Origin of the sequence: Salinirubellus litoreus (genome assembly GCF_037335815.1) — an archaeon.
GTDB classification, from domain to species: Archaea; Halobacteriota; Halobacteria; order Halobacteriales; family Haloarculaceae; genus Salinirubellus; species Salinirubellus litoreus.
On record NZ_CP147841.1, the window covers coordinates 182,360 to 208,343 of the forward strand.

Consider the following 25,984-nt stretch of genomic DNA (forward strand, 5'->3'; position numbering starts at 1 on the left):
CGTGGGAGCCCGGGCGGCCGAGGTCAGTACCGCGTACCCGCTCCACGCTCGTACATCACGTCCCCGCCGACCACGGTGTACTCGACGTCGAGTTCGGTGAGTTCGGCGGGCGGGACCTCCCGCGGGTCGTCCGAGAGCACGGTGACGTCCCCGAGCTTGCCCGGGGTCAGGGTGCCCTTCTCGTCCTCGCCGAACTCCAGGTACGCCGCCTCGGGCCCGTAGAGCCGGAGCGTGTCCTCGATATCGATGCGCTGGTCCGGGCCGACGACCTCCCCGGTCACGGTTTCGCGGGTGACGGCCGTCCGGAGCGCGAGCCGGGGGTCGCCCGTCGCGACCGGCCAGTCGCCGTTCGCCGCCGTCGGGATACCGTACTCGAACAGCGAGCCGATGGCGTACGTCCAGTCCATCCGCTCTTCGCCCCAGTAGACCCAGTTGCGCGAGACGTCCGCGCCGAGGAAGTTGATCGACGAGGAGACGCAGACCCCCAGATCGGCGATGCGTTCGAGCTGTTCGGGCTTCGTGAGCCCCCCGTGCTCGATGCGGAGCCGGTGGTCCTCGTCGGGGTCTGCGGCCGCCTCGAACGCGTCGAGGATGTGGTCGATGCCGCGGTCGCCCTGGCCGTGGACGCAGACGCGTAGCCCCGCCTCGTGGGCGCGCTCGACCCGCTCGGCGAAGTAGTCCGGATCGATGTGGAGCAGGCCGTCGTACCGCGGGGAGTCCTCGGGGACCTCCTCGCCCTCGTAGGGGTCGTGCATCGCCGCGGTCCGGCCGGTGAACGCCCCGTCCATGAAGTACTTCACGCCGACCACGTAGAGCCGGTCGCCGCCGAACCCGGTCTCGATCCCCGAGGTCGCGAGCGCCTCCAGGACGTCCTCGCCCTCCGCTCCGAGCGACCCGTCGTCGTCGGCGTCCCCCTGGATCATCATCCCCAGACGGATGGGGAGCCGGTCCTCGCGTGCGAGCCCCTGGTAGATACGGAGGTCGCCGGGGGTCGTCTTGGCGTCGTGAGCCGTCGTGACACCCCACTCCAGGAGCTGATCGACGGCCCGGCGGACGGCCTCGCGTCGTTCTTCCCCGCTCTCGTCGGGCGTCGCCTCCAGCAGGGGGAGCTCGGCCTCCTCGCTGACCAGCCCCGAGGGCCGGCCCTCCTCGTCGCGCTCGATGACCGCCGGCGGCTCGGGATCCGGCGTGTCGCGGTCGATGCCCACGATTTCGAGCGCCGCCGAGTTGTAGATGCTCCCCGTGTGTCCGCCGACGCTGTTGATCTGGACGGGGTTGTCGGGTGCGGCCTCGTCGAGGTCCCACCGGTCGATGTGGCGGCCCTCGGCCTCCCAGACGAGGCCGAGGTTGTAGCCCGAACAGATGATCCACTCCCCGTCCGTCGTCGTCTCGGCGCGCTCGGCGATGCGCTCCTGGACGTCCTCGATGGATTCGTTCGGCGGCGACCGGCAGTTTACGTGGGTCATCCGCCGGCCCGCCAGCGGGACGTGGAGGTGGGTGTCGATGAACCCCGGGAGCGCCGTCCGGCCGTCGAGGTCGATCACCTCGGTGTCGTCGGTGACGTGTTCGAGCGCCTCGTCGGTCGATCCGACCGCCGCGATGCGACCGCCGCGGACGGCGAGCGCCTCGCCGTCGGGGACGTCGGGGTCGAGCGTCAGGACCCGGCCGTCGACGAGCGCGAGGTCGCCGCTATCGGGCATTTCCGATCCTCCGGACGGCGAGAAGGCTCGTCCTCGGGGCAGGTTCGTGCCGGCCGTCGGGGCCGTCGTGGTCGGGCGTCTCGGCCCGTCCGCGGAGCGTTGTCATGTGACGAACGCCTCTGCGACCCACGGGTCGTTAAACGTTGGGTCGATAGGGGACGTGCGGCGGCGATACCGGCGTTCAGGCGCTGAAGTACGTCTCGGAGAGCGCCTCGCCGCGCTCGAAGCGGTCGGCACGCAGCGCCGAGACGTCCACGGTGCGGGCCTCACCATCCAGAACGAGTTCGGCGACGACCTGCCCGGTCGCCGGCGACTGCATGAACCCGTGACCGGAGAATCCCGTCGCCACCACGAGTCCGGGGCGGGACTCCTCGATGATCGGGTGGTGGTCGGGCGTGACGGCGTAGAGCCCGGCCCACCCCCGGACGATCTCCGACGCCGGCCCGAAGTAGTCCGCGACGCCCGAGACCTCCTCGATCGCCTCGACCGTCCAGTCGAGATCCGTCGAGGTCCGGTAGCGGTCGGGATCCTGCTCGGGGTCGGCCTCGTCGAAGTGCCCGCCGACGAGCGCCTTGCCGTCTCGCTCGGGGCGGAAGTAACAGCCGGCGTCGAGGTCGGTCACGAGCGGGTTCGACTCGGGGACCGGCGACTCGGGGTCGACGACCATCGCCTGTCTTCGCCGGGGGGAGACGGGGAGGTCGACGCCGGCCATCCCGGCGACCTTGGGCGACCACGACCCCGCCGCGACGACGACGTACTCGGGGTCGTACGTACCGTCGGTCGTCCCGACGCTCACGCCCCCGTCCTCGGCTTCGAGGTCGGTCACCTCGACGCCGGTCCGGATCTCCGCGCCCACTCCCGTGGCGGCACGCGAGAACCCCTGGAGGCCGAGGTGCGGGTCGGCGAACCCGTCCGTCGGGCAGTAGGCCGTGCCGACGTACGAGTCGGTCCGGAGGCCGGGGACGTACTCGACCGCCTCCTCGGGCGAGAGGAACTCGCTCTCCACGCCGTGGTCGTTCTGGAAGGGGATCGCCTCGCGGAGGCGGTCGGCGGTCGACCCGGTACGGGCGACGTACATGTACCCCGGTCGGCGATACTCGATGTCAGTGTGGAAATCCTCCTCGAAGCGCTCCCAGACCTCGATGCTCCGCTTCGAGAGCTCGATGCTCACGGTCGTCGAGAACTGTGCGCGGATACCCCCGGCCGCCCGATCGGTGCTCCCCGACCCGAGCGAGGCCTTCTCGAGGAGGGTCACGTCGGCACCCCGCTCGGCGAGGTAGTACGCGCTCGACACCCCCACGATACCGCCGCCGACGACCACCACGTCCATACTCTCCCGTCGGGACTCCCCCGGGTAAAGGTCCTCGCCCCGGACGAGGACGGGATCCCACGTGCGACGGTACGGACGGGTCGTCGTTACCTATCCAGCAGGAACGATCGACCCGGCTCCGGCGGGTCGACAGTAGACTTACACCACGACGGGGAGGGCAGTCGGTATGGAGGTCACCGAGATCTCGGTCTACAGCGTCGATCTGCCGATCGCGGAGGGGAGCTACGACTGGTCGGGGGGGAACTCCTACGAGGCGTTCGAGGCGACCGTCGTCCGTCTGAGGACCGACGAGGGCGTGACGGGATGGGGCGAGGTCGCCACCCTCGGGTCGTCGTACCTCCCCGCCTACCCGCGGGGGGCTCGCGCCGGCATCGAGGAACTCGCAGGGACGGTGCTCGGCTCGGACCCGACACAGCCCGCGGTGCTCGCCGACCGGCTGGACCGCCGACTGGGGGGCCACCCCTACGCGAAGTCCGGGATCGACGTGGCCTGCTGGGACCTCACCGGGAAGGTCGCTGACGAACCCGTCGCGGACCTGCTCGGCGGCCGCTTCGGCGACGGCGCGCCGCTCTACCGGGCCATCTCGAAAGGCACGCCCGCGGAGATGGCCGAACGGGTCGCGTACTACCGCGACGAGGGTTACCAGAACTTCCAGCTCAAGGTCGGCGAGGACCCCGTGGTCGACGCGGAGCGCATCCGTGCCGCCCGCGCGGAACTCGACCCCGAGCATCTCCTCGACGCCGACTGCAACACCGGGTTGAGCCAGCACGAAGCCGTCCGTCTCGTCCGCGAGATCCGGGACGTCGACGTCTACGTCGAGCAGCCCTGCCCCACCTACGAGGAGTGCCGCGCCGTCCGCCAGAAGTGCGATCACCCGTTCGTCCTCGACGAGGTGATGGATGGCGTGGGGCCGATCGTCCGTGGGTACAACGAGGACGCGATGGACGCGGTGAACCTGAAGATCGCCAAGGTGGGCGGGCTCACCCGCGCCCGCGCCATCAGGGACCTCTGTACCGAACTGGGGCTGTCGATGATAATCGAGGACTCCTGGGGGAGCGAGATCGCCACGAGCGCCATCGCCCACCTCGCACACAGCACGCCGCCCGAGGCGGTCCTGGCGACCACCGATTTTCACGACTACAACGCGGTGACGACCGCCGACGGCGCACCCGAGACGTCCGGGGGGGTGATGGCCGCACCTTCGGGTGACGGTCTCGGTATCGAGCCCCACGAGGACGTCCTCGGCGACCCCGTGGCGACGTACTCGTGAGATCCCACTATCCGGGCGAACGGACTTGTGGCCGCCCTCCGTAGCGACGTCCGACGAGGTATGTCACGCGAGCACTCCGGGAGCGAACGATCCGCTACAGGTCGAACCACGCGACACACCACCAATCACACCAGGGAGGCCCACGGTGCTCGACGCGCCTGAGTGGCCGCCATCCGAGGAGTGGCCGCGTATCGAGACCGTCGAGTCCCACACCGGCGGGGAGCCGCTCCGGGTGGTCGTCGACGGCTTCCCCGAGGTCGAGGGCGGGACGATCCTGGAGAAGCGCCGCTACGCCGAGGAACACCTCGATCACCTCCGGACGGCGCTGATGTGGGAGCCCCGCGGACACGCGGACATGTACGGGGCCATCCCGGTCGAGCCCGAGCGCGAGGGCTCGGACGTCGGCGTCCTGTTCACCCACAACGAGGGATACAGCACGATGTGCGGGCACGGGGTCGTCGCGCTGGCGACGGTGTTCGTCGAGACGGGGATGCTCGATGTCGACGGGCGTTCGGGGACCGCGAGCGTCCGCTTCGACACCCCGGCCGGACCGGTCGCCGCGACCGCCACCCTCGACCGCACGGCGGATCGCACGCCCCCCCGCGTGGAGAGCGTCGCCTTCGAGAACGTCCCGTCGTTCGTCTACGCGCGCGACCGGACGGTCGACGTCCCGGGGATCGGCACCCTCGCCTACGACGTCGCGTACGGCGGGGCGTTCTACGTCTACTGCGAGGCGAGCGAGGCGGGTGTCGGTCTCGGTACCGGAGACGCCGAGGACCTCGTCCGGACGGGGAGGGCGGTGAAGGAGGCCGTCGCCGCCGACCTCGATATCGAACACCCGACGGAGGACGACCTGGGGTTCCTCTACGGGGTGGTCTTCACCGGATCCCCCGAGGACGACCGCGCGGACCTCCGGAACGTCTGCGTGTTCGCCGACGGGGAGATCGACCGCTCGCCGACCGGGACCGGCGTGAGCGGACACCTCGCGCTCGAATCCGACCGCGGCCGGCTCGCCCCGGGCGCGCCGTTCGTCGTCGAGAGCATCGTCGGCTCGCGGTTCACCGGTCGCGTCCTCGATCGGACCGAGTGTGGGGAGCACGACGCCGTCGTGCCGGAGATCGAGGGGAGCGCGAGCGTCGTCGGCCGGAGCGAGTTCGTCGTCGCTCCCGACGACCCGTTCGCCGAGGGGTTCCTCCTCCGGTAGGTCACGGGATCGGGGAGCCCACAGGATGCCATCGTCCGCCGTCTCGGCCTGCCGACTCATACGGTCGTGCGTAGTCTTTTACCGGCGATGACCGACCCTGGCCGGGTTATCGACGGTAAACCGTTACGAACGACCGTATCAATCGTCGGTGTCGCTTGGCTCGATGGTCGTGTCGGAGGCGGTCCGCTCGCCGACGACACCGGCCTTGAGGAGGGCGACCACGCCGGCGGCCACGAGGAAGGAGAGCGCGATGGCGGCGAACGCGGCGGCGGTCCCGGTCCGTTCGATGATCCCGCCGAGGAGGGTGGGGCTGACGAACGAGCCGACCGCGGCGGCGGTGAAGACGACGCCGAAGGTCGTGCCCACGTCGCCCGAGGAGGCCGCCGAGACCAGCCGATCGCGGGAGGGGAGCGGCAGGCCGTAACAGAGCCCGACGAACGCGAACAGCGGGAACGCGACGGTGGGTCCCGATCCCAGCAGGCCGGCGACGAGTGCCGCGAGCGCGGTGCTCCCGGCCGTCAGCGCCGTCACGGCGACGAGGTGGGGGTCGTACCGGTCGGCGACCACACCACCGGCGAGAACGCCGACCGCGCCCGCGGAGAAGAAGACGGTCAGGACGCTGTTGCCGGACGCTTCGGTCATGCCGAGCCGCTCGGCGACGAACAGCGGCGTGAACGTCCCGATCCCCTTCTGGCCCACCACCAGCCCGACGAAGAAGACGGCGAGCACGACGATGTTCGGCCGGAGGAGCGTGCGGGCGCGTTCGGCGAGCGCCGCTCTCTCAGTCGATCCGGCGTCGCTCGCGGCGCGCGGCCGGTGGACGGGGGCCATGACGACCCCCGCGAACGCGGCGTAGGCGAGGCCCGCGCCGCCGACCGCGAGGAGTGCGGCCCGCCAGTCGAACGTGGCCGCGAGCGCGCCGACGACGAGCGGCGCGGCGGCGAAGCCGACGTACCCGCCGAAGGTGTGGACGCCGAAGCTCTTGCCCTCGGCGCTCCGGTCGGTCGCGGCGTCGAGCAGGGTGTAGTCGGCGGGGTGAAACGCCGCCTGGCCGATCCCCGAGACGACCGTCGCAGCGAGCAAGACGGGGTACGAGCCGGCGAGGCCGGCGGCCGCGATCCCCCCGCTCGTGACGGCGACGCCGACGACGAACACCCGCTTCGCGCCGATCCGGCCGACCAGGCCCCCCGCGGGCACCTGCAGGAACATCCCGACGGCGACGACGGACATCACCAGGCCGAGGCCGACCGCGTCGAGGTCGAAGCTCTCCCGGAGCATCGGAAAGAGCGGCGGAAAGCTCAGCAGGTAGAAGTGCGAGAGGAAGTGCCCGCCGGTCACGATGCCGACGACGGCACGCGGATCGTCGGTCGAGACGCCCATGGACCGACCTCGGTCGAGCGGGTGGTTAAGCGTGCGGGTCGGACGCGTCGGGGTCGAGCACGGGGGACGCCCGCTCTCACACCCGTCGTCCCCGGAGCGCACCGGGCTTTATCCACCCCCGACGGCTCCTCAAGGTATGGATCCGGTCGTCGTCGTCGGGGGCGGTATCGTCGGGACGAGCGTCGCCCACCACCTCGCCGAGGCCGACGTACCGGTCGTCCTCTACGAGCGCGACGCGCTCGGGAGCGGGACGACCGCCGACTCGGTGGCGATGTTCATCTGGAAGCAGATCGAACCCTCCGAGACGGCCCACCGGCTCCGAGAACGGTCCTGGAGGACGTACGGTCGGCTGGTCGAGGCGGGGACGGTCGAATTCTCGCGCATCGGCGGCCTCTACCCCGCGGAGAGCGCCGAACAGCTCGAAAAGTTGCGAGAGGTCGCGGCGCGACTCGAAACACTCGGCGTCCGGGCCGAGCTCCTCGACCCCTCCGAACTGGAGCGGTTCGGGCTCGCTTCCGACGGGCTGGCCGGCGGACTCCACGTTCCCGAGGAGGGGTACCTCGATCCCGCCGAAGTCGTGCAGTTCTTCGCGGGAGAGGCGCGCGCCGCCGGGGCGCGCGTGGAGACGGGCTCGACGGTGACGGACGTGCTCGTCGACGAGGGGAACGGGGGATGCCGGGTAGCCGGAGTGGAGGTCGGCGGCGAGCGCGTCCCGGCGAGCGGGGTCGTGAACGCGGCGGGTCCGTGGGCGGCGTCGGTCGACGGCATGGCCGGCGTCTCGCTCCCGCTCCGACACAACGTCGGGCCGATACTCGTCCTGGACCACGACGCGGACCTCGAACTCCCGTTCGTCGAGTTCGAGGACGGGAGCTACGTCCGCGGCGAGGGGCGCCACCAGGCGTTCGCAGGCCGGTACGGGGTCGGCTACGACGACGCCGAGCGGCTCGACCCCGACGCCGCTCGCTCGACCGACGAGTCGTTCCGCCTGGCGGTCGGCGACCGGCTCGAAAGCTCCCTGCCGGGGCTGGCCGACGCTCGCGTGGCGACCGACTGGGTGGGGGTGCGGACCATCACACCCGACGGGGATCCGTTCGTCGGGGAGACGGACGTCGAAGGGTACTTCGTAGCGAGCGGGATGAGCGGGCTCGGGGTGACGCTCGCCCCCGCCGTCGGCGAGCACCTCGCCGCGGTCGTCGCGCCGGGTCGAGCGCCCGAGGATGACGTTCGGGAGCGCCTCTCGCCCGCGCGGCTCCGGTGATCGGTTCGCGCCTCCGCGGCGTCGGGAGCGGCTCTCTGGATTCCTGCGATCCCGGGCGCTCCCCGGGACGACGTCCCCCGACGTTATGCCCCCGCGAACCCTCCGCGGGATATGCCCTCCCCGTGGCTCCTCACGAACCTCTTCCTCCTGCTGTTCGTACCCGGCGTGGCGATCCTCGCCTACGGCCTCCGCGAGGGGCTCGTCGGCTACCGCCTCCACGCGACCGACCCCACCCCGGTCGGTGACCTGGCGAACGTCTCCGGGGCCGTGGAGGTCACGGGGACCGCCCGGAGCCACGACGGGACGCTCGAAGCGCCGCTCACGGGGACGCCCTGCCTGTAGTAGCGTTCGGAACCGATGACACACGCCGGACGGGAGCTCCCGCCCGTCCGTGAGTAAAGACTTCCGAACGCTACTATGGCCTTCGAGTGGGCGGTCACCGAGCGCCGCCGCGACAGCGACGGCGACACCACCTGGACGACCATCGCCTCCGGGAGTTCCGCCGTCCCGTTCCGCGTCGACGACGGGACCGCGAGCGTGCTCGTCGATCCCGCGAGGGCCGACCTCAGGCTCGCCGAGGCGAGGGAGATCCGCGTCGGGAGCGGGGAGCGCCCGCCCGAGGCGGTCCGGGCGTTCGTCGAGCGCGAACCGGACGTCGACGCCGAGTACCGCGAGTTCTCCGTGGGACCGTTCGACCTCTCCTCCGGGAACGCCCGGCAGTACACCGAGTCGCGTCTCGACCCCGGCGAACCCGTCTACGTCTACGGCGAGACCACGTACGCGCCCGGCGAGAGCCGCGAGGTCGGACAGGTCAACGCCCGAATCGAAGGGGGGCGGCCGTTCGTCGTCGCCGACGGGACCGGGTCCGAGGTGACCCGGCGCGTCCTCTTTCGGGCGCTGGGGTTCGTCGCCTTCGGTCTGCTCTGGCTCGGCTTCCTCGCCGTGTTCCTCCTGCTCGGATAGCCGGCCCCGGCAGAGGTTCCGACGCCGCTCGTCGTCACTTCCCCTCGAACTCGGGATCGCGCTTCGCGCCGAACGCCGAGACGCCCTCGGCGAAGTCCTCGGTTCGCGCGGTCCGGGCGATACTGTCGGTCTCGGCCGCGAGCTGCTCCTCGAGACGGGCGGAGGTGCTCTCGGTCATGAGCTTCATCGAACGGCCGAGCGCGACAGTGGGGCCGTCGGCGATCCGACCCGCGAGTTCGTCGAGGCGGTCGTCGAACTCACTCGCAGGGACGGCCTCGGTTGCGAGGCCGCTCTCGACGGCCGCCTCGGGATCGACCCGGTCGTTCAGGAGGGCCATGCGTTTTGCCTCCCGGAGCCCGACGACCCGCGGGAGGTAGTACGTCGAGGATCCGTCGCCGGTCGCGCCGATGCCCGAGTAGCCGTATTGAAAATAGGCGTCGGAGCTGGCGAGGACGTAGTCGCCGAGGATCGCGAGACTCAACCCGGCACCGACCGCCGCGCCGTTGACTCCGGTGACGACCGGGACCTCGGCCTCGTGGAGCTGGACGACGGCGTCGTGGAGCAGCGACGCACCACGGCGCATCCCCGCGGAGGCCGACTCGTCCACGAAGCCGCCGACGTCGCCGCCCGCACAGAACACCCCCTCCGAGCCCGTGAGAACGAAACACCGCACCTCCTCCTCGTGGAGCCGGATGGCGAGGTCGAGCAGTTCGTCGGTCATCGTCCGGTTGAGGGCGTTCATCTTGCTCGTCGAGCGTATCTCGGCGCGGAGGACGCCCCCCTCGACGGTCGTCTCGAAGTTCTCGTCGTCCGGCATGGCCGACGGTTCGAGGCCGGCGAGAAAACTCTTCGCTCGGCGGCCCCCCGGTCCGCTCGCGGGGGTACGCTCTTGGTCCACCCCTTCGCGTGCGGTGGTATGGAGCACACGATAGTCCTGTCGGATACGAAGACGATCGACCCGCGGACCCAGAGCGAGATCCTGGAGGGTGCGGGCGCGCGGGTGGAGGTACTGGACGAGAAGACCGAGGACGCCGTGATCGAGGCCGTGAGCGACGCCGACGGGCTGATCGTCGACTCGATCACGCCCGTCACCGCGCGCGTTCTCGAGTCGAGCGAGACGCTGAAGGTGGTCGGTCGAGCCGGGATCGGCGTCGACAACGTCGACCTCATCGCGGCGGCCGAGCAGGGGATCACGGTCGTCCACGTCCCGGACTACTGCCTCGACGAGGTCTCGACGCACGCGCTCTCGCTCCTGCTCGCCTGCGCACGGAACGTCCCGCTCCACGATCGCCGGGTCAAGGAAGGGACCTGGGACTGGCGGGAGGGTCGGCCGCTCCACCGGATGCGCGGGCGGACGCTCGGCCTCGCGGGGTTCGGCGGGATCGCACGACGACTCGCCGCGAAGGTCCGCGCCTACGGGATGGAGGTGATCGCGTACGACCCCCACGTGAAGGCGACCGAGATGGACCACTACGCCGTCGAGAAGGTCGGCTTCGAGGAGCTGCTCGACCGTCTCGACTATCTCTCCGTCCACACCCCTCTCTTCGAAGAGAGCCGGGGGATGTTCTCGACCGGGGAGTTCGAGCGGATGTCCGACGACGCCATCGTCGTCAACACCGCCCGGGGACCCGTCGTCGACCAGGACGCCCTGCTCGCGGCGCTCGAGGCGGGCGAGATCGCCCGGGCGGGCCTCGACGTCCTCGAATCCGAGCCGCCGGATCCCGAGGACCCGCTGCTGGCCCGCGAGGACGTCGTCGTCTCCCCCCACACCGCCTGGTACTCCGAGGAGAGCCGGCGCGACCTCTCGCGGAGCGTGGCGAGCGACGTCGCCGCGGTCGTCAACGGCGAGTCGCCGACGAACCCGGTCGACATCGAGCTACCCTGGGTCTGAGCGCGAAGGGGAGCCCACGGCGAGGCTTTTTCTCGCCTCGCCCGGACCACCGCCCATGACCGACCTCCGAGTCGTCGTCGACGGACACGAACTCACCGCCACCTGGACCGGCGAGAACACGGAGACCAGGGAGGCGATCACGGACGCGCTCCCCCTCGAAGGGGACGCCGCACGGTGGGGTGACGAGCTCTACTTCCGGACCGAGATCGACGTCCCCGCCGAGGACGCGCAGGCCGAGGTCCCGGTCGGGACGATCGCGTACTGGCCGCAGGGCAACGCCGTCTGCCTGTTCTGGGGACCGACGCCTGCGAGCAGGGGTGACGAGCCGCGGGCGGCATCGCCCGTCAACGTCGTCGCCCAGGTAGAGGACGTCTCGACGCTCTCGGCGGTCGACGGCGGCGCGACTATCCGTATCGAACACGCTTGAGCCGTCCGAACGGTCGCGGTTCCCCCGTAGCGGGGCGAGAGAGGGGAGTGGCGTCGGCGACGATTAACGCTTAACACCGCACCCCTCGACACCCGATCATGACCGTCCCGACGAAGACGCTCCCGAGCGGCGACGAGCTCCCGGCCGTGGGTCTCGGCACGTGGGAACTCCACGGCGAGACCGCCCGCGAATCGATCGACGCCGCGCTCGACGCCGGCTACGCGCACCTCGACACCGCGGAGGGGTACGGGAACGAGGCGGACGTCGGCGAGGCGCTCGCCCAGTACGACCGCGAGGACCTGTTCCTCACCTCGAAGGTGCTTCCGAAGAACCTCGCCTACGAGTCCGTCGTCCAGGCGTGCGAGGCCTCGCTCGACAGGCTGGGGACCGACTACCTCGACCTCTACCTCGTCCACTGGCCGAACCCGACGATCTCGCTGCGCGAGACGCTCGACGCGATGGCGCTGCTCCACGAACAGGGGAAAGTGCGCAATATCGGCGTCTCGAACTTCGACGCCTACCGGCTGAGCGCCGCACGGCACGTCTCGGACGTCCCAATCGCGGTCAATCAGATCGAGTGTCACCCCGGGTTCTACCGGCCCGACCTCGTGGAGTACTGCCAGGAGAACGACGTGGTCGTCGAGGCCGCCGCCCCGCTCGCCCGGATGGAGCTCTTCGAGAACGAGGTCGTCCAGGACCTCGCCGACTCGTACGACAAGACCCCCGCGCAGGTCATCCTCCGGTGGACGGTCGAGAAGGACGTCGTCGTCCTCCCCAGGTCCGGGTCGCCCGAACACGTCCGCGACAACGGTGACCTGTTCGACTGGGAGCTCGACGCCGCCGACCACGAGCGACTCGACGACATCGACCGCCACGAGCCCGTCTACGACACCCTCACCCGGGACTGGGCGGACGACACGTACGGCATCTCGCCGTAGGGTCGGGCCGTCTCGCGGGTCTCCGGCCCGGCCGCTGTCGAACGGCCGTCCTCGACGCCCGAGTCGTCGGGCGGATCATCGAAGGCGGTGTTCCACGAACCACATAGCTGTGCCACGAGGCAAACCGTTATGCGATCGGGGACGATAGGAGTAGCAGGATGGACCGAAAGCGAGGGGACGGCGGGGCGTTCGGCCAGCGGATCAGCGATAGCGACGTCCTCGATGCCCTCCACGAACAGCCCGACCCGGTCGCTACCGCGGGTGAACTCGCCGAGGTCCTCGACGTCTCCTCGGAGACGGTCCGTCGCCACCTCACCGAACTCCACGAACGGGGACTCGTCGACCGGAAGACCGTCGGTGCTCGCGCCGTCGTCTGGTGGGCGCTCGACGCCGACGGTTCGGCCGCGCCCGCCGCCCCGCTCCGCGGGATCGTCGGACTGCTCGACGGGGAAGTGGCCGACGCGGCGCGCGAGCGCTCGAAGGAGTGGCGCGAAGCGTTCGACGGCGAGGTCGACGAGCGACTGGAGGGACAGTAGCCCGTGCTTCTGGATTCGAGCTTCCTCCACGACCTCGTTCGCGCGGACTCCGCGGCCGTCGAGCGGCTGGACGGGCTGGTCGAGGAGCGGGTCGACGTCGCCGTCTCGACGCTGACCGTCTTCGAGGTCGGGATCGGCCTCCGCGGGGACGCCGAGCGGTATCGCGAGCCGTACTACGAGGCGCTCGACACCGTCGAGAGGGTCCCGCTCGGGAACCGGGAAGCCAGGACGGCCGTCCGTATTCAGCACGAACTCCTCGATCGAGGCGAGCGCATCGGCGCGGTCGACGTGCTGATCGCCGGAACGGCCGTCGCTCGGGACGTCCCCGTTCTCACCCGGAACGCCGACGAGTTCGAGCGCGTGGAAGGGCTCGCCGTCGAGACGTACTGATTCCGTCGAACGGGCTCCCGGACGCGCTCAGAACTGATCGAGTCCGGACTGCTCGTGACCGAGCGGCTCGATCACGCGCGGGTCGTCGTTCCCGGGGTCGTTGACCCGCGTCGAGATCTCGTAGGCGTCGAGGTCCGAGTCGGGATAGGGCCGACAGAGCTCCGCGCGCTCCTCGGGACCTCCCGCCAACCAGGCCGCCTCCTCGTTCCGCGGGAGGACCACCGGCATCCGGTCGTGGATGGGTTCCATCAGTTCGTTGGGCTCGGTCGTGAGGATCGTCACCGAGGGGATCGTCTGACCCTCGCCCTCCCAGACCTCCCAGAGGCCGGCGATGGCGAACGCGGGGGCGTCCTCGCGGTAGACCCGGTAGGGACGCTTCGGACCGCCGCCCGTCTCGCGCCACTCGCAGAACCCCGAGGAGAGGACGAGACACGGACGGGACTCCCAGGCGTCGGCGAACGAGCGTTTCTCGCCCGCGGTCTGCGCGCGGGCGTTGATGAGCCCCTCGTCGGTGTCGTCGGCCCAGGTAGGGAGGAGCCCCCAGTGGAACCGGTCGATCTCCCCGCGTGCGTGGTTGGTGATCACCTCCAGGGGCTCGCCGGGCGCGATGTTGTACCTCGGTTCGTATCCCCCGTCGGCGACGATACGGGCGTCGAAGGTCTCCTCTACATCCTCCCGGGCGGCGAAGAGCGAGGTCCGGCCACACATGGGTTCGGGTTGAACCCGGAGGTGGTTAAGGGTCTCTCCCGGCGGCGAACGCGCGATGCGGGTCACCTCCGCCTGGCGGCCGGATCGGTCGGGAGCGACGGGTCGCTACCAGCCCCGCGCTTTCGCTCTCGTCCGGTGGACGACCGCGTCGACGGTCTCTCGTTTCTCGCTGATCGTCGCGCCCAGGAGCGCCCCCACTCCCGCCCCGGTGCTCGCGGCCCGCCGGCTCACCAATCCGCCGATCGCGCCACCGACGGCCCCGCCGATGGCCGCGTACCTGGCACGGCGCAGTGTGCGTTCGAGACGTGACATCACACCATGACGTCCCGGCCCGGTGGTCATCAATCTGTCTCCGGGACGGTGGTAGGAGACCCATCGGGTGATCGGACCCTTCCGTGACGGAGTAGGACGTACCGGTGACCGGTACCTTCGACGAGGACGAACGGCCGTCTCGGACCCCGTTTCCCTACCTTTTTGAAAGGGAGTCGGGCCCCAGTTCGAAGTGTGATGAGTGGGGATGCGACGTGCTGTCCGGAGTGTGGTGGGGACGTAGCGAGCGAAGGAACCGAGACCGTCTGCACGGAGTGCGGGCTGGTCGTCGCGGAGGACGAGATCGACCGCGGGCCCGAGTGGCGCTCGTTCGCCGACGACGAGACGAACCCCGAGCGGACGGGCGCGCCGCTCACGAGGTCGCGTCACGATCGAGGGCTCTCGACGGAGATCGGCCGGAAGACCCGGCTGAAGGGCCGCAAGCGGAGACGGTTCGCCCGGATGCGTAGACAGCACACCCGGGCGCGGATATCGAGCAAGACCGATCGGAACAGGGTCTACTCGTTCACCGAGATCCGGCGGCTAACGGGCCAGCTCGAACTCCCCGAACACGTCCGCGACCGGGCGTGCGTGCTCTTCGAGTCCGCCCAGGAGGCGGACCTCCTCCGGGGTCGGTCGCTGGAGGGGTTCGCCGCCGCGGCCGTCTACGCCACCTGTCGGACGGCGTCGGTCTCGCGGACGCTCGGGGAGGTGGTCGAGTGCGCGAAGGCGACCGAGGACGAACTGCGCGCGGCCTACGACGCGCTGAACCGCGAACTCGGCCTCCCGACGGGACCGATCGACCCGACGGAGTACCTCCCGCGGTTCGCCACGCGTCTCGACCTCTCCCGGGGAGTCGAGCGACGGGCGCGCGAACTCGCGACCCGGGCCCACGAGTCCGGCGCGGTCGCCGGTCGCAATCCCGGTGGGGTGGCCGCGGCGTGTCTCTACGCCGCCGCGCAGGAAGCGGATGAGGACTGCACGCAGGCCGAGACCGCCGAGGTAGCCGACGTGACGCCCGTGACGCTGCGGAAGGCCTACTACACGGTCCGTGAGGAGGACGAGGGCGACTCCGAGGGGAGGGGGGAGACGACGGCCGCCTGAGGCGAGTAGTCCGGACGGACGGTTGTAACGATCTACCGGTGATCGCCGGACGGGATCTACGGTCACCGGTAGAGGACTGCAACCGTCCGTCTCGGTCAGATCCGGATAACGGGTGCGTCGAGCCACGCGGCCGCCGACTCGGCGCTCCCGAACCGGCGACGGACGACGACGACGACCGGGGCGCGGATGTCGGCGACTCGGGCGGCGGCCAGCCTCGCGGTCACGGGGTCGGCGTCGTCGAACCCGGTCGCTCGACTGCCGGGGGTAGCGACGACCGCGGCGTCGACACGCGGGCGGACGCGCCGGGCGAGTTCGCCCCGGGCCTCGCCCTCGAGGTTGTCGATGCGGTCCTGGAGGGAGAGTCGTCGTTCGCGGGCGTCGCGGGCCTCCCGTGCCTCGGTCCGGGTGCGTTCGAGCGCCTCCTCGGCGGCCAGCCGCTCGGTCTCGGCCTCCGAGAGCTCCCGGACGGCATCCGAGAGGCGGTCCCGCGCCTCGCGCTCGGCGGCCGGCTCGGCCACCTCGCGGGCGGCGCGGAGCCGACCCTGGAGGGTGGCGACGTGCTCGCGGCGTTCCTCGAGCCGTTCGAGCGCCCGTGCGACCCGCTCGCGGACGGGTGCGACCTCCGGCGTCGGTACCGTCGTCCCCTCGATTTCGGCGCGGAGTTCGGCGACTCGACGGTCCTGGGGCGTCCGCTCGCCGAGCGACCTGGCGACCGCGGCGAGGGTCGCCAGCGGCGGGACGCTCGACCCGTCGACGAGGCCGACTCGACCGTGGGCCACGCCCGAGTCGGGACAGACGACGCGGTCGTCGTCGGGGTCTCGCACGGCACGGACGATCGCCCGGGGATCGACGCCCAGACCGGCGAGGTCGACCGCCCGACCCGATCGTTCGATCCCGTCGAACCGGACCCGCACGTCGGGAATCACGACTCCAGGTCGCGCTCGCGCATCCGCTCGGGATCGGGATGGGCGGAACCGGCGGCGAACGCCGAGTAGGGCGTCGACGAGGCGTCCCTGGTCTCGTAGGCCCGCGCGGCCTCCCGGACGGCGTCGGGTGCGTCGGCGAACTCGTTGAACGGGCGGGTCCGCTCGATCTGGACGTCCCCGGGATGTTTCTCGCGGAGGCGCAGCGCGAGGAACGCCCCGTGGTAGGTCGGCTCGAACAGCGCGGCCCGACCGAACCGCCTGACGACGCTCGACTCGTGGGTCCGACAGACGTTCCGCAGGCTGTCCCGCGCCCCCCTCGAATACGTCACGACCAGCAGCACGCTCGTCGGTTCGAGCCCCGGGACTTGAACGTTCGCGACGGCTCACACTTCCGGACGAACTCCGGTGACGTTCGCCGCCGGCGGTCACGGGACGCCGTACGGCTCGCGGCGGAGCGCGTCGGCCCGGGCGGGTCGGACGAACCGAAGTTTCGTATCCCCCCCGGCTGGAGGAAACGGGTATGGTCGCGCCCGCCGACGAGCACGACTACCGCGTGCTCGTCTCCTGCCCGCTGATCCTCGACGCCATCGACGACTACGCCGACGTCCTCGCGGCGCACGGCGTCGCCTACGACGTCGCCGACGTCGACCAGCAGCTCGACGAACCCGAGCTCCTCGACCTGCTCCCGGGCTACGACGGCATCCTCGCCGGCGACGACGAGCTGACCGCCCGGGTCATCGAAGCGTGTCCGAGCCTGTCGGTCGTCGCCAAGTGGGGTATCGGGACGGACGGCATCGACTTCGACGCGGCGGAGGAACACGACGTCCGCGTGTTCAACACCCCCGGCGCGTTCGCCGACGAGGTGGCCGACACCGTCGTCGGCTACGCGATCATGCTCGCCCGGGAGCTCCACCACGTCGACCGCGAGGTGCGCGAGGGCAACTGGTACTGTCCTCGCGGAGTCTCGCTGGCCGGTCGGACGTTCGGCGTCGTCGGCGTCGGCAGCATCGGCTCGGCGGTTGCTCGCCGGGCCGACGCGCTCGGGATGGACGTCCTCGGCCACGACATCCGACCGATCTCCGAGGAGCTCCGCGAGGCGACCGGCATCGAACCCGTCGGGCGCGAGGAGCTGTTCGAGCGCTCGGACGTAGTGAGCCTCAACTGTACGCTCAACGAGGCCACGGCGCGGATGGTCGACGCCGACGCGCTCGACCGGCTCGGGCCCGAGGGGTACCTGATAAACACCTCCCGCGGCGGGCTCGTCGTCGAGGACGATCTCGTCGCGGCACTGGAGGAGGGGCGCATCGCGGGCGCGGCGCTCGACGTCTTCGAGACCGAACCGCTCCCCTCCGAGAGCCCGCTGATCGGGATGGAGGAGGCGATACTCGGATCTCACAACGCCCAGAACACCGAGGAGGCCGTCTCGCGGGTCCACGACCGCGCGGTGGCGAACCTGATCGAGGGGCTGACCGGGAAGCGACCCGAGCTGTAGCCTCCTCGCCCACCAACGGCTAAGTGGCTCTCTCCCGTCCACCGGGTATGACCCTCACCGAGAGACAGGCGTCGTTCGCGGCCGACCTCGCGTTCTCCGACCTCCCCGAGGACGTCGTCGACTACGCCAAGCGACTCCTGCTCGACACGGCGGGGATCGCCGTCGGAGCCGAGCCGCGCGCGGCCTCCTCGGACTCGTTCTTCGAGGGCGTTCGGGCGCTCGACTCCGGGTCGGGCGGGACGGTCCTCGCGACCGGCGAGTCGATGGGCCCCGAGTACGCCGCGCTGCTAAACGGGGCGATGGCACACAGCCTCGACTACGACGACACCCATCGCGGGAGTTCGCTCCATCCGGGAGCGCCCGTGTTGCCGGCGGCGCTCGCCGCCGCCGAGCGCGTCGACGCCTCCGGTGCGGACCTCCTCGCCGGCGTCGTCGCCGGCTACGAGGTCACGATCCGGCTGGGGATGGCCGTCGATCCCGAGTCCCACTACGGTCGCGGGTTCCACATGACCGCCACGTGCGGGACCTTCGGCGCGACGGCGGCCGCCGGGAGCGTCCTCGGTCTCGACGCGGACGTCATCGAGTCGGCGATGGGGATAAACGGGAGCCAGGCCGCGGGGTCGCTCCAGTTCCTGGAGAACGGCGGGTGGAACAAGCGGGCCCACCCCGGCTTCGCCGCCCACCGCGCGCTGGTGGCGCTCTCGCTCGCCGAGGCGGGCTTCGCCGCCGCGAACGAGCCGCTCGAAGGACCACGGGGGTTCCTCCGGGGCTACTCCGACGACCCCCACCCCGATCTCGCGGTCGCGGGGCTCGGCGAGGAGTGGGAGACGACCAGGACGGGGATCAAGCCGTACCCCTGCTGTCGGTACATGCACAACGCCCTCGACCAGCTCCTGGAGATCGCCGAATCCGAAGACGTCTCGCCTGGCGAGATCGAGTCCGTCGACGTCCTCATGCCCGAGGCGGGGGTGAGCCTGACCGGCGATCCGGCGAACACGTACCCCCAGTCGCTCGTCGACGGGCAGTTCAGTATGCCGTTCGGCGCGGGACTGGCGCTCACGCGGGGATCGGCCACGGTCGACGACTTCATCGAGGAGATCGAGGGCGGCGTGAGCGACGACGTGCGGCGGGTGATCGACCGGACGACTGTCGGATCGGGTGGCTGGGTCGCCGAGGCCTTCCCCGGGAAGTGGGCGGTGGAGGTGACCGTCGAGACCGCCGACGGCACCTACACGCGGGAGAGCGACTTCGCCCGCGGCGAGCCCGAGAACCCGATGACGTGGGAGGAAGTGGTCGAGAAGTACGAGTCGCTCACCGAACCCGTGCTCGGAGAGTCGAGTGCCCGTCACTTCCGCGAACGAATCGCCGACCTGGAGCGCGTGTCGGTGGCCGAGCTGCTCGAACCGGTGACCGGCGAGCGGGCGGTGACGGCCGACGACTGAGGCGTTCCGGAACTCGGGTCCGCCCGCACCGAGTCCGGGCTCGTCAAGGTTTATCACTACATTCCGCCTCCTCCGGTCATGCTAGAGTTCACGGAGGAACAGCGGCTCATCCGCTCGGAGATCGAGCGACTCTGTGCGGAGTTCGACGACGAGTACTGGCGCGAGCGGGATCGAAAGAAGGAGTACCCGATGGAGTTCGTCCGGACGCTCGGCGAGCACGGCTGGTTAGGTACCGTGATCCCCGAGGAGTACGGCGGCGCGGGGCTCGACACGCTCGAAGCGGCCATCGTGCTGGAGGAGATCACGGCCACCGGTGCGGGGTTCAACGGCGCGATGGCCTGCCACGGGGCGATGTTCATCCCCCGCTCGGTGCTCAACTACGGCTCCGAGTCGATGAAGGGCGAGATCCTCCCCGAGATCGCCTCCGGCGAGAAGCTCCTCCAGTGCTTCTCGCTCACCGAACCCGGCGCGGGGTTCGACTCGACCTCGATCAGCACGTTCGCCGAGCGCGTCGAGCGAAGCTCGACGAGTGACGTGTCGCCGGAGGCGACGCAGAACGACGGCGTGTACCGGGTGAACGGACAGAAGGTCTGAACCTCGCGATACCACGCCTCCGACGACATGGTGCTAGTCGCCCGCACGACTCCCCGCGGAGAGGTCGAGAGCAAGGTCGACGGGCTCTCGCTGTTCCTGGTGGACATCGACGACGCGGACGCGCAGGGAGCGGTCGACACCGAGGAGATCGAGAAGAACGTCCGGGCCGCGGTCCCGTCCTACGAGATCTGGTTCGAGGACCTGCAGATCCCCGCCGAGAACCCCATCGGCGAGGAAGGGAACGAGTTCAGGCAGGTGCTCGACGGGCTGAACGAGGAGCGTGTGGTCATCGCCGCCGAGTGTGTCGGCCTGGCGCGGGCGGCCATCGACCGCGCGGTCGGGTACGCGACCGAGCGGGAGGTGTTCGACCGTCCCATAGGTACGAACCAGGCCATCCAGCACCCGCTCGCGGACGCCTACGCGTGGATGACCTCCGCGCGGAACATCACCTACCAGGCCGCGAGGGCGTTCAAGGAGGGCCGGGACGTGGGCGAGGCGGCGAACGTCGCCGCGTACATGGCCCGCGAGGCGGCCTCCGAGGCGTGCGACGCGGCGGTCCAGACCCACGGCGGCTACGGCATCGCCGTCGAGTTCGACGTCGAGCGGCTCTGGCGCGAGACCCGGCTGACGCGTATCGCGCCCATCTCCGACGAGATGATACTCAACTGCATCGGCGAGCACGTCCTCGGCCTGCCGCGGAGCTACTGATGGGGCCGAGGTTCGCCCTCGACGGCGTGCGGGTCCTCGCGGTCGAGGGAGGCGCGTCGGGGCCGTTACTGTCCGGCGAACTCGTTCCGGGCTCGGAGGATATCGTTTCGCAAGCGGGGGATGTAGTGGACGAGGTTCGTCGTCGTCAGCATTCCCACGGGTTCACCGTCGTCCACGACGGGGAGCCGTCGGATCGAGTGGTCTCGCATCAGCGTGGCTGCGACGTGAATGGACTCCGTGCTGGTGGTAGTGACGACCGGACTGGTCATGAACGCGCCGACCGGAACGGAGCGTACGTCGGCGTCGACCGCGACCTGATGCATGATGTCCGATTCGGTGACGATCCCGACCATATCGCCCGTTTCGGGGTCGACGACGACCGCCGATCCGATCCCGTCCTCGCTGAACAGTCTGGCGACCGTGCTCGCCGTCGTCTCCTCGCCGACCGTCCGGACGAAGGGCGTCATCACGTCGGCGATGGTCTGGTCGATCATGCCAGCGGTTGGGTACCTGCGCGGTTAACCCTGCCGAGCGATCCGTGACGCCGCGTCCACGAGGGCTCCGCTCCACCCGAAACGGCACGGAGGGATCCTGACGAACTCCCCTCCGTCTCGCTCGGTCGGCTACCGACCGATGGACTGTCGTCACCGGGGTTCGAAACCTCCGGCGGGTCCCGTCTCGCGGATCACTCCTCCCTTCGTGCGGCGTAGTCCGGGAGCTGGTCGTCCTGCATCACCGCGGTCCGGCCGCCGTCGACCACGAGCGACGTCCCGGTGACGTAACCGGCTTCCTCGCTCGCCAGGTAGGCGACCGCCGCCGCGATGTCCTCGGGGTCGCCGAGCCGACCCACGGGGTGGATACCCGCGAGTTCCCGGCGGCGCTCCTCGCTCATCTCCTGTGTAGTGCGCTCGACGGCGATCCAGCCCGGTGCCACGGCGTTCGCCCTGACCCGGGGGCCGAAGTCGAGCGCCATCGCCCGTGTCATCCCCTCGACGCCCGCCTTGACCGCGTTGTAGGGGAACATCTCGGGCGTCGTCAGCCGGGCGTGGTTCGAGGCGACGTTGACGATAGCTCCACCTGCCTCCCCCTCGTCCATGTACCGGCTGGCCTCGCAGGCACAGAGCCAGTACCCCCGGAAGTCCGTCTCGACGACCCGGTCCCAGTCTTCGCGCGTCGCCTCGCCCGCTCCCGTGTACGTCTCGACGGCCGCGTTGTTGACGAGGACGTCGACCCTCCCGTAGGCGTCGACCGTCGCCTCGACCAGCGCCTCGACGGAGTCGGGATCGCGCATGTCGGCCCGGACGAACGACGCCTCGCCACCGTCCTCCCGGGTCCCCTCGACGACGGCCTCGCCCTCTTCGACGGTTCGGCCGCTGACGACGACGCTCGCGCCCTCCTCCGCGAATCGCCGAGCGATCGCCGCGCCGATGCCGCGTGTCGATCCGGTGACGATGGCCGTCCGCTCGTCGAATCGGTCGGGCATAACGGCGGTACGACCGTCCCCCGGAGAAGTTTTTTGTAGGGGCCTAGTGACAGGGGTATTGATTACGCGGGGCGTTTCGTAATACGAACGGATGAAAGGTATCATCCTCGGCGGTGGTCGCGGGACGCGACTCCGACCGCTGACACACACCGGCCCGAAACAGCTCATCCCGGTTGCGAACCGGCCGGTCATCGAGTACGCCGTCGAGGACCTTCGGGAGGCCGGGGTCACCGACATCGCGGTCGTCCTCGGGAACAAGGGACGCGAGGAGATACAGGACCACCTGGGCGACGGCTCCGACCTCGGGGTCGACATCACGTACGTCGTCCAGGGCAACCCCCTGGGGATCGCCCACGCGGTGGGCTGCTGTCGCGAGTTCGTCGGCGAGGACGACTGCGTGGTCTACCTCGGCGACAACGTCCTCAAGCAGGGGATCGAACGGCTCGTCGAGAGCTTCGAGGCGGGAGCGCACGTCGCCGGTATCGCGCTCCAGCACGTCGATAATCCGGGGCGGTTCGGGGTCGCCGACGTCGACGAGGTGGGACGGGTTCGTGCCCTCGTGGAGAAGCCCGAGGACCCGCCGAGCGACCTCGCGCTCGTCGGCGTCTACGTCTTCTCGACGGACGTGTTCGACGCCATCGACGCCATCGAGCCGTCCTGGCGCGACGAGCTCGAGATAACCGACGCCATCCAGTGGCTGCTGGAGAACCGCGGCACCATCGACTCCCACGTCGTCGAGGGGTGGTGGAAGGACACCGGCAAGCCCGAGGACATCCTCGACGCCAACCGCCTCCTGCTCGAGGACGTCGACCCCGGAGTGGCGGGGACGGTCGAGGACGGCGCGGAGGTGTCCGGTCGCGTCGATCTCCAGGAGGGCGCACGGATCGAGGCCGGTGCCGTCGTCAGGGGGCCGGCCTCGATCGCGAGCGACACGGTGATCGAGGCCGGGACGTACGTCGGGCCCTACACCTCCATCGGGCCGGACTCGCGGCTCGTCGGCGCGCACATCGAGAACTCGGTCGTCGTGGGCGAGAGCACCATCGCCACCGGCGAGCGGTTCGTCGACAGCCTCCTCGGTCGCGGAGCGACCGTCGAGAGCGCCGAGGGCCGGCTCCCGGACGGCAACCGCCTCGTGATCGGCGAGAACTCCCAGCTCGAACTATGAGGATATTCACGCTCACCTGCCCGGACTGCGGGACCGTCGTGGCCGCCAACGAACTCGAACGACGGCGCGTGATGCACTGTCCCGGCCTCGACTGCGAGACGACGCTCCGGTTCGCCGACCTGCCCGAGGGGGAACGATCCGCGTTCCTCGACAACCGCGAACTGTACCAGATATAGCGCGAGCGGTAGCGTCCCGGCGGTCTAGGGTACAGGACACCCGTTCACTCGATCGTGTCGAGATCCACGAGGAGGCCGCTCGCGTCGACCACGAGGGCGGTCACGTTCCGGACTCCTCCGTGGTCCCGGTCGTCCGCTCCCCCTCTTCGTCCACCTCCCCTTCCCCTCCTCCCTCTCGCTCGCGAGCCCGCCGCCACGAGAGGACCCGCTCGATACCCGTCTCGAGTTCGGTCGTCGCCTCCCAGCCGAGGACGTCCCGTGCCTTCGAGACGTCCGGGACGCGCCGGTCCAGATCCTCGTAGGAGTCGCCGTACACCTCCTCGCTGTCGACGAACTCGGGGTCGACGTCGACGCCGGCGGCCTCGATCACCAGGTCCGCGAGGTCGCGAATCCGCGTCTCGCGGGTGCTCCCGAGGTTGAACGCCTCGCCCGCGGCGTCGGGGTGAGTCGAGGCCCGGCACAGCCCCTCGACGAGGTCCGCGACGTAGGTGAAACACCGCGTCTGCTCGCCGCCGTCGAACACGGTCGGCGGCTCGCCCGAGACCGCGCGGTCCACGAACGCCGGGAGGACGAAGTCGGGGCGCTGGCCCGGGCCGTAGACGTTGAACGGCCTGACGATCGTCGCCTCGAACGGCCCATACGCCTTCGAGAGCCCGTGGAGCATGTGTTCGCAGGCGGCCTTCGAGGCCGAGTAGGACCACCGATCGACCGTCGGCGGCCCGAGGACCCGGTCGCTCTCCTCGGTCCACGGGACGTCGGGGTTGCGGCCGTACACCTCGGAGGTGCTGGTGAAGACGAATCGGACGTCCCAGTCCTCGATCGAGCGGAGGAGCCGCTCGGTCGCGACGACGTTCACCTCCGTCACCCGCAGCGGGTCCTCGACGTAAGCGTTCACACCGACGACCGCCGCGAGGTGGAACACCCGGTCGAACGGGTCGGTAAGTAGCTCCTCGCGGAACGAGCGGTCGGTGAGGTCACCCTGCACGTAGGAGAGCCGGTCGCCGTCGACCCGGTCGGCGTACCGTCCCGGGGGTTCGGGTTCGACGTCGGTGGCGACCATCTCGTGAGCCCCGTCGAGCAGGCGCGGGACGAGGTGGCGACCGACGAACCCCGCTGCGCCGGTGACGAGCACGCGGTCGTCGGGTGCGGGGTCCGGGGCGTCACTCACGGACACCACGCCCCACGCCGCGGTAGGTGATCCCCGTCCCGTCGAACGCGTCCCACGCGAAGACGTGACGGCCGTCGACGACCGCGAACGAGTCGCGGCCGACGCGCTCAAGGAGGCGCTCGGGGGTGAGCGTCCGGTAGGCGTCGTGACCCGTGACGACGACGACCGCGTCGATGCCCGAGAGCACCTCCGGGAGCCGTCCCGGCGTCAGTCCGAGCAGTCCCTCGATCTCGCCGGCCGGGACGTACGGGTCGGTGACGCGGACCGTCGCGCCGCCCTCGCGGAGCCCCTCGACGACGGGGACCGCCGGGGTGTTCCGCGTGTCGTCGGTTCCCGCCTTGAACGCGACGCCGAGCACCGCGACGGTCGCGCCCGCGAGGTCACCGTCGAGCGCCTCGCGGGTCAGGTCGACGACGTGGCCGGGCATCCGGTCGTTCACCCGTCGGGAGACCCGCGGCGTCTCCAGGTCGAGCCCGTACCGCTCGCCGAGGCTCGCGACGAACCGTGGGTCCTTGTGGAGACAACTCCCACCGACCCCCGCGCCGGGGTGGAGGATGTTGACGCTGTGCTGGCCCTTCGGGAGCGTGTTCGCCGCCGCGATTACCTCCGTCGCGTCCGTCCCGAGCTCCTCGGCCAGCAGCGCGAGCTCGTTCGCCAGCGCGATGTTGAGGTCGATCCACCAGTTGTCGGCGAGCTTGGCGAGTTCGGCGGCGGTCGGGTCCGAGACCGGCACCGTCTCCAGCCCGAGCGACGCCCAGAACGCCTCGGCGACCTCGCGCGAGGTCGCCGAGAGCCCCCCGACGACGACCGGCGTCGTCGTGAGGTCCTCGTAGGCCGAGCCCTCGGCCATCCGCTCGGGGCAGAACGCGAGGTGGAAGTCGTTCCCCGGATCGAGCCCGGAGCCCGCCGCGAGCAGCGGCGCGACCGTCCCCGTGGTGGCCCTCGCGGGGAGGGTGCTCCGGTAGACGACGAGGTCCTCCGGGTCGAGGTAGGGAGCGAGGGTCTCGGTCGCGGCCTCGACCGCCGAGAGGTCGGGATCGGCCTCGGCGAGCGGCGTCCCCACCGTGACGAGGACGGTGGGACAGTCCGCGAGAACGGAGGCGTCCGTGTTCGCGGTGATCCGCCCCTCGCTCGCGTACCGCTCGAACCGCCCGGTGATGCCGGCCTCCTCGATGGGACACTCACCCTGGGCCACGCGGTCGACGAGCGCCGGGTCGACGTCCACGCCACGGACGGCGTAGCCACCCTCGGCGAGCACCGCGGCGAGCGACGTCCCGACGTAGCCGAGCCCGACGACGGCGACCGGACTCCCGTGGCTCCCGCTGTCCGGGGCCCCCGGCCCGGTGGTTCTCTCGTCCATACGCCACCCGTTCCGTCGCCGACTTGAAAACCTATCCCCCGGGCGGCGGCGTCTTCCGGGGA

At 70.5% G+C, this 25,984-nt stretch carries 27 protein-coding genes and 1 pseudogene; 16 read left to right on the plus strand and 12 right to left on the minus strand.

From position 1 onward, the window contains the following. Positions 1–23 precede the first annotated feature (23 nt). The gene (locus WDJ58_RS00900; RefSeq protein ID WP_338915742.1) at positions 24–1,700 is read right to left on the minus strand and encodes an amidohydrolase; all 1,677 of its coding nucleotides are present in this window, start codon (positions 1,698–1,700) and stop codon (positions 24–26) included. Positions 1,701–1,881: 181 nt separating this feature from the next. Next, a complete protein-coding gene (locus WDJ58_RS00905; RefSeq protein ID WP_338915743.1) occupies positions 1,882–3,030 on the minus strand; it encodes an NAD(P)/FAD-dependent oxidoreductase in 1,149 nt (382 codons plus the stop codon). Between the two features lie 166 nt (positions 3,031–3,196). On the opposite strand from WDJ58_RS00905, the gene WDJ58_RS00910 reads away from it, so the two are divergent. Continuing rightward, positions 3,197–4,300 carry a mandelate racemase/muconate lactonizing enzyme family protein gene (locus WDJ58_RS00910; protein ID WP_338915744.1) on the plus strand — a complete coding sequence of 368 codons (1,104 nt, stop codon included), beginning with the start codon at positions 3,197–3,199 and terminating at the stop codon, positions 4,298–4,300. Between the two features lie 145 nt (positions 4,301–4,445). Further along, complete coding sequence (locus WDJ58_RS00915) at positions 4,446–5,504, plus strand: proline racemase family protein (protein ID WP_338915745.1); 1,059 nt, start codon at positions 4,446–4,448, stop codon at positions 5,502–5,504. Between the two features lie 138 nt (positions 5,505–5,642). Here WDJ58_RS00915 and WDJ58_RS00920 read toward each other — a convergent pair whose 3' ends face one another. After that, positions 5,643–6,884, minus strand: coding sequence for an MFS transporter (locus WDJ58_RS00920; RefSeq protein ID WP_338915746.1), 1,242 nt, complete (start codon positions 6,882–6,884; stop codon positions 5,643–5,645). A gap of 136 nt (positions 6,885–7,020) precedes the next feature. Between WDJ58_RS00920 and WDJ58_RS00925 the strand changes: the two genes are divergently transcribed. The 3 genes from WDJ58_RS00925 (at position 7,021) to WDJ58_RS00935 (ending at position 9,105) form a co-directional block, all read left to right on the plus strand. Then, positions 7,021–8,142, plus strand: coding sequence for an NAD(P)/FAD-dependent oxidoreductase (locus WDJ58_RS00925; protein WP_338915747.1), 1,122 nt, complete (start codon positions 7,021–7,023; stop codon positions 8,140–8,142). A gap of 111 nt (positions 8,143–8,253) precedes the next feature. Then, positions 8,254–8,484, plus strand: coding sequence for a hypothetical protein (locus tag WDJ58_RS00930; RefSeq protein ID WP_338915748.1), 231 nt, complete (start codon positions 8,254–8,256; stop codon positions 8,482–8,484). Between the two features lie 75 nt (positions 8,485–8,559). After that, positions 8,560–9,105, plus strand: a complete 546-nt coding sequence (locus WDJ58_RS00935; RefSeq protein ID WP_338915749.1) for a GIDE domain-containing protein — start codon at positions 8,560–8,562, stop codon at positions 9,103–9,105. Between the two features lie 34 nt (positions 9,106–9,139). Here WDJ58_RS00935 and WDJ58_RS00940 read toward each other — a convergent pair whose 3' ends face one another. Next, a complete protein-coding gene (locus tag WDJ58_RS00940) occupies positions 9,140–9,922 on the minus strand; it encodes an enoyl-CoA hydratase/isomerase family protein (protein WP_338915750.1) in 783 nt (260 codons plus the stop codon). Positions 9,923–10,021: 99 nt separating this feature from the next. On the opposite strand from WDJ58_RS00940, the gene WDJ58_RS00945 reads away from it, so the two are divergent. The 5 genes from WDJ58_RS00945 to WDJ58_RS00965 all read left to right on the plus strand — a co-directional run bounded on the left by WDJ58_RS00945 (position 10,022) and on the right by WDJ58_RS00965 (position 13,287). After that, positions 10,022–10,996, plus strand: a complete 975-nt coding sequence (locus WDJ58_RS00945; protein ID WP_338915751.1) for a C-terminal binding protein — start codon at positions 10,022–10,024, stop codon at positions 10,994–10,996. 55 nt (positions 10,997–11,051) lie between these two features. Then, positions 11,052–11,423, plus strand: a complete 372-nt coding sequence (locus WDJ58_RS00950; protein ID WP_338915752.1) for a cyclophilin-like fold protein — start codon at positions 11,052–11,054, stop codon at positions 11,421–11,423. A 98-nt stretch (positions 11,424–11,521) separates the two neighbouring features. Further along, positions 11,522–12,361: an aldo/keto reductase gene (locus WDJ58_RS00955; protein ID WP_338915753.1), complete on the plus strand. Its 840-nt coding sequence runs from the start codon at positions 11,522–11,524 to the stop codon at positions 12,359–12,361. 158 nt (positions 12,362–12,519) lie between these two features. Beyond that, positions 12,520–12,897 (plus strand): MarR family transcriptional regulator, encoded by a 378-nt coding sequence (locus WDJ58_RS00960; protein WP_338915754.1) that lies wholly within the window; start codon positions 12,520–12,522, stop codon positions 12,895–12,897. 3 nt (positions 12,898–12,900) lie between these two features. After that, complete coding sequence (locus WDJ58_RS00965; protein ID WP_338915755.1) at positions 12,901–13,287, plus strand: PIN domain-containing protein; 387 nt, start codon at positions 12,901–12,903, stop codon at positions 13,285–13,287. A gap of 27 nt (positions 13,288–13,314) precedes the next feature. Here the strand turns inward: WDJ58_RS00965 and WDJ58_RS00970 are convergent, their stop codons facing one another. Then, positions 13,315–13,995 (minus strand): SOS response-associated peptidase, encoded by a 681-nt coding sequence (locus WDJ58_RS00970; protein ID WP_338915757.1) that lies wholly within the window; start codon positions 13,993–13,995, stop codon positions 13,315–13,317. A 105-nt stretch (positions 13,996–14,100) separates the two neighbouring features. Next, positions 14,101–14,307: a hypothetical protein gene (locus tag WDJ58_RS00975; RefSeq protein WP_380660003.1), complete on the minus strand. Its 207-nt coding sequence runs from the start codon at positions 14,305–14,307 to the stop codon at positions 14,101–14,103. 195 nt (positions 14,308–14,502) lie between these two features. Between WDJ58_RS00975 and WDJ58_RS00980 the strand changes: the two genes are divergently transcribed. Then, complete coding sequence (locus WDJ58_RS00980) at positions 14,503–15,408, plus strand: transcription initiation factor IIB (protein ID WP_338917900.1); 906 nt, start codon at positions 14,503–14,505, stop codon at positions 15,406–15,408. A 95-nt stretch (positions 15,409–15,503) separates the two neighbouring features. Here WDJ58_RS00980 and WDJ58_RS00985 read toward each other — a convergent pair whose 3' ends face one another. After that, the gene (locus WDJ58_RS00985; protein WP_338915759.1) at positions 15,504–16,334 is read right to left on the minus strand and encodes a hypothetical protein; all 831 of its coding nucleotides are present in this window, start codon (positions 16,332–16,334) and stop codon (positions 15,504–15,506) included. Then, entirely contained in the window at positions 16,331–16,675 is a 345-nt protein-coding gene (locus WDJ58_RS00990) for a hypothetical protein (protein WP_338915760.1), read from the minus strand. The genes WDJ58_RS00985 and WDJ58_RS00990 overlap by 4 nt, the downstream gene beginning before the upstream one ends. Positions 16,676–16,854: 179 nt before the next feature. Here WDJ58_RS00990 and WDJ58_RS00995 point away from each other — a divergent pair, with 179 nt between their 5' ends. From WDJ58_RS00995 to WDJ58_RS26295, 3 genes and pseudogenes are all read left to right on the plus strand, one after another. After that, positions 16,855–17,826: a phosphoglycerate dehydrogenase gene (locus WDJ58_RS00995; RefSeq protein ID WP_338915761.1), complete on the plus strand. Its 972-nt coding sequence runs from the start codon at positions 16,855–16,857 to the stop codon at positions 17,824–17,826. Positions 17,827–17,873: 47 nt separating this feature from the next. Continuing rightward, a complete protein-coding gene (locus WDJ58_RS01000; RefSeq protein ID WP_338915762.1) occupies positions 17,874–19,268 on the plus strand; it encodes an MmgE/PrpD family protein in 1,395 nt (464 codons plus the stop codon). 78 nt (positions 19,269–19,346) lie between these two features. Then, positions 19,347–20,570, plus strand: a pseudogene (locus tag WDJ58_RS26295) (acyl-CoA dehydrogenase family protein). 65 nt (positions 20,571–20,635) lie between these two features. Here the strand turns inward: WDJ58_RS26295 and WDJ58_RS01015 are convergent. Both WDJ58_RS01015 and WDJ58_RS01020 read right to left on the minus strand, forming a co-directional pair. After that, the gene (locus tag WDJ58_RS01015; RefSeq protein WP_338915765.1) at positions 20,636–21,064 is read right to left on the minus strand and encodes a cyclic nucleotide-binding/CBS domain-containing protein; all 429 of its coding nucleotides are present in this window, start codon (positions 21,062–21,064) and stop codon (positions 20,636–20,638) included. 191 nt (positions 21,065–21,255) lie between these two features. Continuing rightward, positions 21,256–22,053 carry an SDR family NAD(P)-dependent oxidoreductase gene (locus WDJ58_RS01020; RefSeq protein WP_338915766.1) on the minus strand — a complete coding sequence of 266 codons (798 nt, stop codon included), beginning with the start codon at positions 22,051–22,053 and terminating at the stop codon, positions 21,256–21,258. A gap of 91 nt (positions 22,054–22,144) precedes the next feature. On the opposite strand from WDJ58_RS01020, the gene WDJ58_RS01025 reads away from it, so the two are divergent. Then, positions 22,145–23,218 carry a glucose-1-phosphate thymidylyltransferase gene (locus WDJ58_RS01025; protein ID WP_338915767.1) on the plus strand — a complete coding sequence of 358 codons (1,074 nt, stop codon included), beginning with the start codon at positions 22,145–22,147 and terminating at the stop codon, positions 23,216–23,218. After that, positions 23,215–23,394, plus strand: a complete 180-nt coding sequence (locus tag WDJ58_RS01030; protein ID WP_338915768.1) for a hypothetical protein — start codon at positions 23,215–23,217, stop codon at positions 23,392–23,394. The genes WDJ58_RS01025 and WDJ58_RS01030 overlap by 4 nt, the downstream gene beginning before the upstream one ends. 100 nt (positions 23,395–23,494) lie before the next feature. On the opposite strand, the gene WDJ58_RS01035 is transcribed toward WDJ58_RS01030, so the two are convergent. Further along, the gene (locus tag WDJ58_RS01035) at positions 23,495–24,562 is read right to left on the minus strand and encodes an NAD-dependent epimerase/dehydratase family protein (RefSeq protein WP_338915769.1); all 1,068 of its coding nucleotides are present in this window, start codon (positions 24,560–24,562) and stop codon (positions 23,495–23,497) included. Continuing rightward, positions 24,555–25,922, minus strand: a complete 1,368-nt coding sequence (locus WDJ58_RS01040; protein ID WP_338915770.1) for a nucleotide sugar dehydrogenase — start codon at positions 25,920–25,922, stop codon at positions 24,555–24,557. Before WDJ58_RS01040 ends, WDJ58_RS01035 begins: the two co-directional genes overlap by 8 nt. Positions 25,923–25,984 lie beyond the last annotated feature (62 nt).

Bases quoted from the DNA above. Each gene is read 5' to 3' on its own strand.
- WDJ58_RS00900 (WP_338915742.1), bottom strand. From the start codon at position 1,700: ATGCCCGATAGCGGCGACCTCGCGCTCGTCGACGGCCGGGTCCTGACG.
- WDJ58_RS00905 (WP_338915743.1), bottom strand. From the start codon at position 3,030: ATGGACGTGGTGGTCGTCGGCGGCGGTATCGTGGGGGTGTCGAGCGCG.
- WDJ58_RS00910 (WP_338915744.1), top strand. From the start codon at position 3,197: ATGGAGGTCACCGAGATCTCGGTCTACAGCGTCGATCTGCCGATCGCG.
- WDJ58_RS00920 (WP_338915746.1), bottom strand. From the start codon at position 6,884: ATGGGCGTCTCGACCGACGATCCGCGTGCCGTCGTCGGCATCGTGACC.
- WDJ58_RS00925 (WP_338915747.1), top strand. From the start codon at position 7,021: ATGGATCCGGTCGTCGTCGTCGGGGGCGGTATCGTCGGGACGAGCGTC.
- WDJ58_RS00930 (WP_338915748.1), top strand. From the start codon at position 8,254: ATGCCCTCCCCGTGGCTCCTCACGAACCTCTTCCTCCTGCTGTTCGTA.
- WDJ58_RS00935 (WP_338915749.1), top strand. From the start codon at position 8,560: ATGGCCTTCGAGTGGGCGGTCACCGAGCGCCGCCGCGACAGCGACGGC.
- WDJ58_RS00940 (WP_338915750.1), bottom strand. From the start codon at position 9,922: ATGCCGGACGACGAGAACTTCGAGACGACCGTCGAGGGGGGCGTCCTC.
- WDJ58_RS00945 (WP_338915751.1), top strand. From the start codon at position 10,022: ATGGAGCACACGATAGTCCTGTCGGATACGAAGACGATCGACCCGCGG.
- WDJ58_RS00950 (WP_338915752.1), top strand. From the start codon at position 11,052: ATGACCGACCTCCGAGTCGTCGTCGACGGACACGAACTCACCGCCACC.
- WDJ58_RS00955 (WP_338915753.1), top strand. From the start codon at position 11,522: ATGACCGTCCCGACGAAGACGCTCCCGAGCGGCGACGAGCTCCCGGCC.
- WDJ58_RS00960 (WP_338915754.1), top strand. From the start codon at position 12,520: ATGGACCGAAAGCGAGGGGACGGCGGGGCGTTCGGCCAGCGGATCAGC.
- WDJ58_RS00970 (WP_338915757.1), bottom strand. From the start codon at position 13,995: ATGTGTGGCCGGACCTCGCTCTTCGCCGCCCGGGAGGATGTAGAGGAG.
- WDJ58_RS00975 (WP_380660003.1), bottom strand. From the start codon at position 14,307: ATGTCACGTCTCGAACGCACACTGCGCCGTGCCAGGTACGCGGCCATC.
- WDJ58_RS00980 (WP_338917900.1), top strand. From the start codon at position 14,503: ATGAGTGGGGATGCGACGTGCTGTCCGGAGTGTGGTGGGGACGTAGCG.
- WDJ58_RS00995 (WP_338915761.1), top strand. From the start codon at position 16,855: ATGGTCGCGCCCGCCGACGAGCACGACTACCGCGTGCTCGTCTCCTGC.
- WDJ58_RS01000 (WP_338915762.1), top strand. From the start codon at position 17,874: ATGACCCTCACCGAGAGACAGGCGTCGTTCGCGGCCGACCTCGCGTTC.
- WDJ58_RS01015 (WP_338915765.1), bottom strand. From the start codon at position 21,064: ATGATCGACCAGACCATCGCCGACGTGATGACGCCCTTCGTCCGGACG.
- WDJ58_RS01020 (WP_338915766.1), bottom strand. From the start codon at position 22,053: ATGCCCGACCGATTCGACGAGCGGACGGCCATCGTCACCGGATCGACA.
- WDJ58_RS01025 (WP_338915767.1), top strand. From the start codon at position 22,145: ATGAAAGGTATCATCCTCGGCGGTGGTCGCGGGACGCGACTCCGACCG.
- WDJ58_RS01030 (WP_338915768.1), top strand. From the start codon at position 23,215: ATGAGGATATTCACGCTCACCTGCCCGGACTGCGGGACCGTCGTGGCC.
- WDJ58_RS01040 (WP_338915770.1), bottom strand. From the start codon at position 25,922: ATGGACGAGAGAACCACCGGGCCGGGGGCCCCGGACAGCGGGAGCCAC.